This window comes from Chromobacterium fluminis, assembly GCF_011602385.1.
Lineage (GTDB): Bacteria > Pseudomonadota > Gammaproteobacteria > Burkholderiales > Chromobacteriaceae > Chromobacterium > Chromobacterium fluminis.
The window spans coordinates 38,054-46,420 of record NZ_JAAOMA010000042.1 but is presented as its reverse complement, the minus strand read 5'-3'; the positions used below and the strand labels follow the sequence as shown (position 1 = coordinate 46,420).

The 8,367-nt window shown below is 46.1% G+C and carries 8 protein-coding genes; 6 read left to right on the top strand and 2 right to left on the bottom strand.

Going from position 1 to position 8,367, the window contains the following annotated elements; translation table 11 throughout:
• Positions 1-1,753: 1,753 nt before the first annotated feature.
• Complete coding sequence (locus HA052_RS21725; protein WP_206118998.1) at positions 1,754-2,689, bottom strand: replication initiator protein A; 936 nt, start codon at positions 2,687-2,689, stop codon at positions 1,754-1,756.
• Between the two features lie 44 nt (positions 2,690-2,733).
• Positions 2,734-3,942 (bottom strand): DUF1173 domain-containing protein, encoded by a 1,209-nt coding sequence (locus HA052_RS21720; protein ID WP_166453562.1) that lies wholly within the window; start codon positions 3,940-3,942, stop codon positions 2,734-2,736.
• A 924-nt stretch (positions 3,943-4,866) separates the two neighbouring features.
• On the opposite strand from HA052_RS21720, the gene HA052_RS21715 reads away from it, so the two are divergent.
• The 6 genes from HA052_RS21715 to HA052_RS21690 are packed head-to-tail and all read left to right on the top strand — an operon-like array spanning position 4,867 to position 8,361.
• Entirely contained in the window at positions 4,867-5,139 is a 273-nt protein-coding gene (locus HA052_RS21715; RefSeq protein ID WP_166453561.1) for a hypothetical protein, read from the top strand.
• A 10-nt stretch (positions 5,140-5,149) separates the two neighbouring features.
• The gene (locus HA052_RS21710; protein WP_166453560.1) at positions 5,150-5,863 is read left to right on the top strand and encodes a DsbC family protein; all 714 of its coding nucleotides are present in this window, start codon (positions 5,150-5,152) and stop codon (positions 5,861-5,863) included.
• Complete coding sequence (locus HA052_RS21705; protein ID WP_166453559.1) at positions 5,856-6,104, top strand: hypothetical protein; 249 nt, start codon at positions 5,856-5,858, stop codon at positions 6,102-6,104. Before HA052_RS21710 ends, HA052_RS21705 begins: the two co-directional genes overlap by 8 nt.
• 4 nt (positions 6,105-6,108) lie before the next feature.
• Positions 6,109-6,690 (top strand): lytic transglycosylase domain-containing protein, encoded by a 582-nt coding sequence (locus HA052_RS21700; protein ID WP_166453558.1) that lies wholly within the window; start codon positions 6,109-6,111, stop codon positions 6,688-6,690.
• Position 6,691: 1 nt separating this feature from the next.
• Entirely contained in the window at positions 6,692-7,336 is a 645-nt protein-coding gene (locus HA052_RS21695) for a conjugal transfer protein (RefSeq protein ID WP_166453557.1), read from the top strand.
• 2 nt (positions 7,337-7,338) lie between these two features.
• Positions 7,339-8,361: a TraU family protein gene (locus tag HA052_RS21690; RefSeq protein WP_206118997.1), complete on the top strand. Its 1,023-nt coding sequence runs from the start codon at positions 7,339-7,341 to the stop codon at positions 8,359-8,361.
• Positions 8,362-8,367 lie beyond the last annotated feature (6 nt).

Here is an 8,367-nt window from a genome sequence, read left to right as displayed (position 1 = left end):
CCCCTCCCCTCCCTTCCTGTAGACATTTACGTAAGTCAATCTAGGTATATTTTGCAGACGCCCACAGGCGCCCGGCTGGCCGGGCAGGCTGGCTCGAAGAGTCGGTCTGCCCGTGCCTTTGTCCGGGTCAAGGTTCTGGCCTTTTAGGCCAGAACCTTAGATCTGCTTATGGATTGTAATTATGTAGGCCCGCGTGGCCGTAGGCCACATCTACGCGGGCGGTTGCGTCGTTGACGACGCTCCTTTAATTCTTATTCTCATTTTAAGTTGGTAGTGGGGAGTAGCTTACCCGCCGTGGCCGGTACGGCCACACCGGTGGCGGGTGGTTGCGCCGTAGGCGCACATTCTTGGCCGGGTGGCGGCCGCTTTAGCGGCCGGGTTTGAGCCGGCCCGAGCGGCTTTGCCGCGAGTCATGAGGCGGCGCGGGCGTTTGCGCCCGCTGATTTCGTAAAAGAGTAATAGACTTGTAAAAAACCGCGCGCGCGTAGTAAAACTTCCGCAAACCCCCTTGGTTACTGGCTTGCAGGGGGAATAGGCATCCGCGTTGTCCGGTAGGTGGCATCCGTGTTGTCCGGTCAAAATCATCCGCGTTGTCCGGTATTTTCATCCGCGTTGTCCGGCTGCCCCTTACTTTTTGTGGATAACTACAGAAACCATCCACGATCTCCGGTGCAACGCATCCCTGATATCCGGTGGGGCATAACGAATGCAATTAGTGGAGTTCTGACTCGAAAATATGGAATTGTCCTCATGACGCCCTAGGAGATTGGCTTATAGAGTGTTTTTGTTTGAGAGCGACATCCACGATATCCGGTTTTTTCATCCGCGTTGTCCGGTTTAGCGCATCCACGATCTCCGGTCATGGAAGGCCAGTAATTCGAATTTGAGGGCCTAGAGAAGAGGGCCAACCAGGGTGCAAAAGTGCCACAACCAAAAGATATCTTCTTGCAGTTGGTGAACGCCTGAAGACGCCGGCCAGGTGCTGCACACACGAGATCCGTACCGTCGCCGGCGGCCGCCGGCATTGCTGGCTGGCCAGCGCGCGGTGGTGGCCACCTGGAGCTCGAGGGCATCGCCGGCGCCCGGGCCTGTGCGAGGCCCACCTGGTGCCTCCTGCGCGCCGCCGGCGCCGCAAACCAGCTGTGGGCGGCCAAGTGCTTCACACACGGGATCCGCACCGTCGCCGGCGGCCGCCGGCATTGCTGGCTGGCCAGCGCGCGAGGTGGTGGCCACCTGGAGCTCGAGGGCATCGACGGCGCCCAGGCCTGTACGAGGCCCACCTGGTGCCTCCTGCGCGCCGCCGGCACCGCAAACCAGCTGTGGGCGGCCAAGTGCTTCACACACGGGATCCGCACCGGCGCCGGCGGCCGCCGGCGTTGCTGCCTGGCCAGCGCGCGGTGGTGGCGACCTGGAGCTCGAGGGCATCGCCGGCGCCCAGGCCTGTGCGAGGCCCACCTGGTGCCTCCTGCGCGCCGCCGGTGCCGCAAACCAGCTGTGGGCGGCCAAGTGCTTCACACACGGGATCCGCACCGGCGCCGGCGGCCGCCGGCGTTGCTGGCTGGCCAGCGCGCGAGGTGGTGGCCACCTGAATCCGAGGGCATCGCCGGCGCCCGGGCCTGTGCTTAGCCAGAAGCAACTAGCATTGCAAGCAGGCCTATGAGCAGTATCTTTTCCGCGGCGTAAAAAAGAGCGCTCCCACATAGTGGAAGCGCTCTAAATTTAACCGAATAGAGCTTTATATAAAATCTAATAGTCAAACATTTCCTTTTTTTAGCAACGATTCAAACCAAATCAAGGCATCAGAATTTGAGCCCAATAAAGCCTTTGCAAGTTTTGCAGAGTCTTTCGTATAGAAGACCACATCATCAGGCGATTTATTTACATCAAGAGCAATGCGATAATCGGGGAGACAATCATTACGAATAACATCACGAAGATCATCTCTGAATTTAAATCGTTGCCGTGAGGTTCCAACCTTTTCGGCCAAAAGATCGATATTTATTTTCCAATAAGCTTTATCGCTGCAGAATTTCCTAGCAATCTCATATAGCCTACGCTCTATTGGTTTTGCAAGCTTGAAATAACCACGATGAAGAGTGAGTATCTCATAATCCATCATGCCATTCCAAGCCCAATCAGAGAATGTCATTGTGAAGCTTAATATTCTTGACACTTCCTCTCCATTTTTTCCTACTCGTTTCTTTTCGGACAAAATGGTGTATTTTTCAATCATCGAGAAGCCAGTTGTTTGAATAACATTGCCTGTTGGTACATTTGTTTCAATAGTTGTACCTTTTAAACGGCGTAACATCCCAACGATGGACTCGAAGGAATTTCTACCATCGCCTCTGTCAGTCCCAATTAAAAAATCATAACTATTAATTTCTACTTCTTTTGTAACAGGTCTCCCTTGATTTCTTGCAGCAATCACTTGAGACATGGCATAAATCAATAAATCCTTATCAAAAACAGTTGCAGCACCTACGCCAGAAGGGATCACCCTTAAAACTCTATCCCCCCTCTTGTATTGCCTGATATCAGAATCTTTTCCTTTTGATAAGGAAAATATTGGCACATCCATTGAGACAAGGTCGTCTTTTACTGTCCAATTTGCAACATCACAAATAAAAAGGTCACCCTGCATTGGATCCATTATCTCGCCTTCATTTACAAAAGCTTGGTTCACCATTGGAATGCTTCTTTCTATAAATACCTAGAGCCTACGAGCGAAAATTAATGAGCGCGAGGGAGTAATGGCATTTCCCCGTTTTCTACTACCCAAAGCCAACTCGATTGTGTGCTACTGTCAATCAACTCATTAAGTTCTGCCTCATGCTCCTCACCACTGCCGGGCTGTACAATATACATAGCAGTAGGAGGGGTAGTATCAAGAGCGGACAAGCAAGCCAAAGGCTTAGACGCAGGCATATTATACCGAAGACCCTTCGTGAAACGTTGATGATCTTCTGTCATTGCATCAATTAATACCTTGTCAAGCATACCTTCAAATGGAATCCAATTTTCAGTAACATTCATTAATGCTATTTCTTCAATAGAAGCAACATGCGTCGTGCCTAAACTAAAAGTAGAAATAGAGATAAGATGCGACTGTTGAAGACCTTGCCAAACCTCTAACTCAGATGAAAAACGTTTTTTTAGCCGGTTATAAATATCTTCGTTGAGCATAAAGGGATAATCAGGCAAGTGCTTGAAAATGATTTTATATCCATATCTACTCGGTTCAAGAGCCTTTATCTCCCCAATTGCTATCATCAACTTACGGGGTCCCTTTGATTGTGCAACAGCAGGGAGTAGGCGAGTAATTCTGCGTTGAGCTATTTCACTCTTCTTCTCGGCTTGGAAGGGCTCAGGGATATAGAGAAGGCGCTCGAAGGAGTCAAAGCCTTTACCTGTCTTGTCGCGAGCAGCCTCAAGAAGGTAGTGCCGAACCAATGACCAGCTACGCTTTCCCACCATACCAGGCATCCAACGAGTAAGACCAGCCTGGTCCCACAGGTAGTGTAGTGTCCCTCTCAAAGTCAATCGAGTTCCATCAGTTTTTACTGTGTCACCTTGCTTATCTGACGGGGCTGGTGGAGCTCGTCCCGCGGCCTTGCTAAGAGAGAAATCAAACTTAAGCGTCACCAATCCACTGTCGGGATCTTCCTTGATCGCTGAGCCAAGAACCTGGCCAAGTCCAGATAGAGTCGCTGGAGACTCATAGCTGTCGCAACCCGATGCATGGCCCTCCCCTGTGTTAGGCATCCGCTTGAGGATATATCGGTCATTCTGCTTAGTGACATACATTGGCAAGCACGCAGGAGGGTTACAGAGACACTCTGCTCGCACGGAGTTCTTGTTTTTGTATGCCGCCTCAACTGCAGCGGGGAATGAGGGATCGTCGCTTTGGATCTCTCTAGAGCCGAACCTGTACTTTCGCATTGTTATCTCTCATATCGAGCTACAGCCTATGCCACAAGGGGCTTTCATGGCGGTCTTCATGACTTACAAGACCATCAAAATCCACATATGTAGGTAGCTACACACTGTAAAATTGGCTTGCAAAACTGCAAATCTAGTACGATTATCACAGCCATTTCTACTAGACGCAAGACCACTCCATGCCATCTCTGAGCAATCGAACAGCACAAACCACACACTTTTCAGCCAAATGGATTCCCTTCCTCTACGCCGCATCGGCCCTCCTTCAAGTACTCGATCTGCATAGCACTCTGCAAGCTGCAGCTACGCGCACTGAAGTCAATGAAATTCTGATTTCAATAGCTAACCACATCGGATTTGCACCGACAATCATGATCTTCAAGGCTTTGTGCTTAGGTATGCTGTACCTCTCTTACAGAGTCTGGAGAACGACCTGCGGCACTCACAACATGTTGTTCTTCACTGGGCTTCTATGTATTTCCCTGGCAAGTTCCCTGGTCGTAGTGAACAACTATTTGGGATAGCAAATCCTTGTCAAAATCAAATTATCAATTTTGTTGTTTTGATTGTAAGTCATGTTAGTATTGCGTAGAATGCAGGTATGTGCATGGTACGATTTCGGCTCTGCAACAACTGGAGCTGGACTTGCATGAATCCAATCAACGAACAAGATTTCAACATGTCTTGCGTCAATGGACTAGTTGAATCGGTAGTCATCGAAGAAGTCGAAAGTGGTCACATTATTACAATGCACATTAAGTGGAAAGAGGGAGTTTTTACACTATATACGCAAAGGAATAGACCAAGATCGTGGTCCAGCCTCAATACACTGGTTGATTTTTTGAAACGACAGGGTTTGAGATTACCTACAGTGACGTTAACTATTAGAAAAGGTTAACTGAATCCTTGAATAAGGAATTCAAATTGAATCCAAGCACTGAAATAGTAGGTTCGCTCACAGAGAATGAGTTTAAGCTACTAGCTAAAGTCCCAGGCGATATTTCATCAGTGCAAGTGAAAAAAGAGGATTATGGCTACATTCTTCTAGTAGTTATTAAAAATAATACTGCTCCGCATGTTCTTTCTACAAGAAGAAAGACGACCCGCGTATGGGCCAGTTTAAATTCGCTTACTGATTTCATTAAAACTCACTGCGTCAATATATCGAGTGTCACAGTGATTATATCTCAAACATAAAGGGCCAGCCTTGATAGACTTCAAAAGCAAAATACTTTCTCTGCTTCTTTTAACTGCAACTTGCCATGCTGGGGATTTTCGTAGTGAATTCATTAAGCGATACCCCTTTGCGCGAGATGCAAAAATTGCACCTGCATTCCCAGGGTATTGGTCAGTTGTAAAAAATAGCGACATTATATTTGTCGCAGAAGATCTTTCTATAATGATTAATGGTGAGGTCATTGACCTAAAAACAAATACATCCCTCACCAATAGTCTTAGAGAATTAAACAAGCCATCAGTAAACATAGCGTTATTAAAAACTGAAGATGCGATACAAATTGGCACCGGAGAACGCAAGCTTTATATATTCTCTGATCCAGATTGCCCTTATTGCCAAAGTTTGGAGGCCGAACTTACAAAACTAAAAAATGTTTCAATATTTCTTTTTCCTTTCCCTCTTACTCAGCTACATCCAAATGCGGCCAAAATATCTGAGTCAATTTGGTGCTCCAAAGACAAAGCATCCGCATGGAGGGCTTACTTGCTTAACAGAACCATCCCCAAGAACCGAAACTGTGAAAACCCAATTCAAAGAAATATCGACCTAGGTGTAAAGTTTGGCATTAATGGTACACCTTCGATAATATTTGAAGATGGAACTATCATACCTGGCGCCATAGATGCAGACAGGATAGAGGGGCAGTTAAAAGTTTCTGCTGCAAAGAAAGAAACAAATGAATAAAATTCAAAAATGGCTATCTGGAACTGGAGAATACTCCAGCTTACATATCTTAGCTGTTTCAACAATCCTGACAGGTGTATTTGTCGTATACACAGCATCAGCATTTGGTCCTATTGCATCTTTTGTAATTGCCGTAGGTGCATATTTTTCAATATTCGGACTGATTATAGAAACACTGATAGCAACAAAAGTGGCTATAAGATGGTTGGTTATGAGTCACCTACGTATCAAAGGAAGATAGCCAAATGCGCCTACACACCCTTCTTGCCATAGCTCTTGCAGTTTCCTCTCCGATAGTAGGCGCCACATCCAAAAAAGGGCCCGGCATATATGCGGAATGCTTTGAACAAGCTGCTAGGCATTACCATGTAGATGTCGGCCTATACATGACAATCGTAGAAGGCGAGTCCAGCTTCCAGCCAGGAGCAATCCATCATAATAAAGATGGATCAACGGACTATGGAATGGCTCAAATTAACTCAAGTTTATTCCCCGCCTTAGCTCGATATGGAATCAGCCGAGATGATGTGATAAATAATGTTTGCCTTAATATTCATCTCGGAGCCTGGGTACTTCATGAAGCTATTCGTAAGTACGGGTACACATGGCGAGCCGTTGGTGCTTATGGTGCTGGTTGGGGAAAAAAAAGAGAACGCGCAAGAGGGGTGTACGCAAATCGTGTCGCGTTGCGATACTATTCAAAAAAACAAATCGTATCTAAAAACAGCCAAAAATTGACGGGGTTTGATAACCCACTTAACAAATCAAAAGAGGAAGAAATTTCCTCCCCTGAAACAAGCCACACCCCAAAGATGAAGGTGTATTGAAATGAGAACAAAACTATTTGTTTTATTAATTTTCAATACTGTACTCTCCGCAGCGGAAGACCTCGGGAAACAAGCTCCAACATTTGCTCCGGAAAAGGATGCTAGAGAACAAATAAAAGAGGAAATAAGAAAAAAAGAAAAATCCGGGCAACTGGCTAAATTTTGGCAAGACTATCGTGCAAAAACAATTGATTCAATTAAACACCCTGCACCACTAGGAATAAAAACATCATATGGGAAACGTCAGGAACTTAGAGAGTTACGTTTTACTGTCCCTAGTGACTATCGAGACATAAAAGGAAAGGTAATTGTCAGGAAGGGAGCTGTAATTGAGCCGCTTAAGATCACACCACTAAAAACAGGTTTGATATTTATAGATGGCAGAGATCAGAAACAAGTCAATTACGCAATCAACAAAGGTAGATCACAGCCTCTCAAAATAGTTCTCACTGCGGGATCACCCTTTGACTTGAGGGTCAAATACCAAGGCTATTCGTGGCCGACGGGACAAAATATTCCATTTTATTTTGATCAACGTAAGGCCATAATAAATTCATTTAAAATGCTGTATGGCATTAATCTAAACAGCGTCCCCGTGATTCTTAGTCAGAAGGGTGACAAACTTCTTTTAGAGTATGGCATGTAAGTATGACATCTAAAATTCAAAGATTTATATTTATAATTCTTACCTGCATGGGCCTAGACAGCACGGCAGGTCCTCCAGGTACGTGCAATGGTAGTTTCCCAAATTTGATTTCGGACATATGCTATGACTGCATGTTCCCAATGACAATTGGAGGACTCTCCGTAAATTTCGGTGTCACGGCAGATGATTATGATACCGGAGCGAGTAAAGTACCAATATGTCTATGCATCAACAATCTAAGCGCTGGAACACCTATTGGATTTTGGGAGCCACGCTATATGGTTGATGTAACTAATACACCTGGATGTATGCCTTTACTTGGAGGGGTTAATATAAGTCCTCCATATAATGCTGACGAATATGGTGGAATTAAAAACACAAATGCTCATTTAGGAGGAAAAAATAAAGGAGCATTTATGCATGCCAATGAGTATGTAAACCCCGTTATGACAGCGCTTGGGGTCATTACTCAATCACCCTGTCTTGATAATCGCTCATTTGATGTTCCATTCATCAGTTGGGCAGATCCTACGTGGAATGACGATAGTCTGTCGTTAATTCTAACCCCTTACGCATATCCATTTGCTGGCGTGCCATCGATAGCTGCAGAAATGCCAGATGCCATCATGGCATCTATGAATTTTCCGAGTGCTACATTGTTTTGGGTTGCTGGAGCCTGGGGACCGATGTACCCACTCACAGGCAATGTTTCAAGCATGACCACACCTGAGCAGGTATCTCATCTAATGATCACTCGCCTTTTGGCAAAACTTCATGCGGCTGGAGCAATGCAATCAACTGCCGGAAATGATGCCTTACAATCTTGCGGAGCTATGGGAGTTCCTCAGCTCATCATGGACAAGAGACAATATAAAACAAATCGCACATTTCCATTCCCTGACAACATGTGCACACCAATTGGACGCCCTCTTCCCTTGCAGGAAGCAGGAGCTGCTAGGCCACAGGACAAGGAGTATGGATATTTCGTATTCAGCCGCAAAGATTGTTGTGCGCCACTTAAATAAAGAGCT